The sequence below is a fragment of the Ilumatobacter sp. genome (genome assembly GCF_049588435.1).
Taxonomy (GTDB): domain Bacteria; phylum Actinomycetota; class Acidimicrobiia; order Acidimicrobiales; family Ilumatobacteraceae; genus Ilumatobacter_A.
In genome coordinates this window covers 1-1,719 of sequence record NZ_JBAVYV010000255.1, presented here as the reverse complement: position 1 = coordinate 1,719, position 1,719 = coordinate 1, and the positions used below count along the sequence as shown (strand labels likewise).

Annotated in this window: 2 protein-coding genes; both read right to left on the bottom strand. The window is 67.4% G+C overall.

Annotated elements, in window-relative coordinates; all coding sequences use genetic code 11:
* The coding region (locus WBV89_RS09995) for a M1 family metallopeptidase (protein ID WP_423981193.1) at positions 1-1,328 on the bottom strand (1,328 nt) is incomplete at its 3' end.
* A gap of 53 nt (positions 1,329-1,381) precedes the next feature.
* The coding region (locus tag WBV89_RS09990) for an SDR family oxidoreductase (protein ID WP_423981192.1) at positions 1,382-1,719 on the bottom strand (338 nt) is incomplete at its 5' end.

Here is a 1,719-nt window from a genome sequence, read left to right as displayed (position 1 = left end):
ACGCGCAGCGCGTGCAGGGTCGCGGCGCCGCGGTTGTAGACCGCCGATGCGAAGAGTCCCATCGGTCCGGGGTCGCCGATCGGAAGGGACCAGAACGAGCTGGTGTCGCTGATCGCCATGACGTTGTCGAAACGAGCCTGCGTCGAGGCTCCACCCTGCTGCTCGGCCCACATCCAGCTGGCGTAGGTCGCCCAACCTTCGTTCAACCAGATGTCCGCCCACAGCGATGGGCTGACGGCGTTGCCGAACCACTGGTGGGCGAGTTCGTGCGCCACGGTGCCCTCGCCCGCCGACCGTGAGTAGACGGGTCGGGTCTGGGTCTCGAGTGCGTACCCGACGCTGTCGTCGTCCACGATCGATCCGTAGGCCACGAACGGGTATAGACCGAACTGGGAGGTGAAGAAGTCGATCATCGCCGGCTGCAGCGCCAGACTCGCGTTCGTGGAAGTCAGGCGGGTTCCGGTCACATCGAGATCGACCGCGTCGACGATCGGGAGACCGTCGGCGGTCTCGGAGTACCGCAGGTCGAAGTTTCCGACCGAGGCGGTCGTGAGGTAGCTCGCCTGGGGATCGGGTGCGTTCCAGTACCACGTGGTCCAGCCGGCAGCGGTCACCTCGGGCCGATCCTGCAGCCCGTTCGCAACGGCGACGGAGCCTTCGGGGACCGTGATCTCGAACGAGTAGGTGGCCTTGTCGGTCGGGTGGTCGCTGACCGGGTACCACGTCATGTTGCCCTCGGGCTCGCCGACGACCATCGCTCCGTCCCGTGTGGTCACCCACCCGTACAGCGCGTCCTCCACGTCGGTCGGGCGTCCGGTCTGACCCGCGTAGTCGATCACCACGTCGACGACGTCGCCGGTCTTCAACTTCGGACGCGGCTGGATCACGAGTTCCCAGATGCGTGCATCGTCGTCCTGGACGTGCCAGTAGCCCGGTTTGCGTACGGTCGAATCCGGTGTGCCGAGATCCTTCAGCGACTTGCCGTCGACGGTCACCGCCGACACGTCGAGCCCGCGCAGGTCGAGCTGGAACCGGTCGAGATCCTGAGTCGCCTCGAGCCGGATCGTGGCCTGTCCCTCGAGATGGCCGACGAGTTCGGCCGGGCTCGGCTCGGGCGGCGTGTAGGTGAGCTCGAGGTCGTAGTGCTGGACGTCGAAGCCGCCGTTCCCCGAGTACGGGAAGTACGAGTCACCGGCACCTTCGGCACCGGCCGCGTACCGGGGGTTGCCCGGACTGTCGGGCGCAGCCGTGGCGGTCATCGGAATGATGAGGGCGAGCGGCACGGCCAGGCCGACAGCTCCCCGCACCCATCGCGTGGAAACGTTCATGTGGACTCCCCAAGTCGAACAGCGAACATGCTGATCGCATGACAGTACTCGCGTCAGAGGCCTCGGCGTCCGCCCTCGCGCAGCATCGGTTCGTGGCTTCCGAACCGTCCGCCGCCGGGCTCGGCTCCCTCCACCGATCCGGTGGTGAACCCGCCGTCGACGACCAGCGTGTGGCCGGTGACGAATCCGGCCCGATCGGAGGCCAGCCACGTGGCCGCCTCGGCGATGTCCTCCGCCAGTCCGGGACGGCCCCGTAGCGGAGTGCCCTTGGTGGAGAAGTACTCGAGCGAGCGGTCGAGGGCGTCGGGATCACCGAAGATCACGTCGGCGTTCATCGGTGTGTTGTGTTTGCCGGGCGCGATCGCGCTGGCACGCACGCCGAACGGACCCA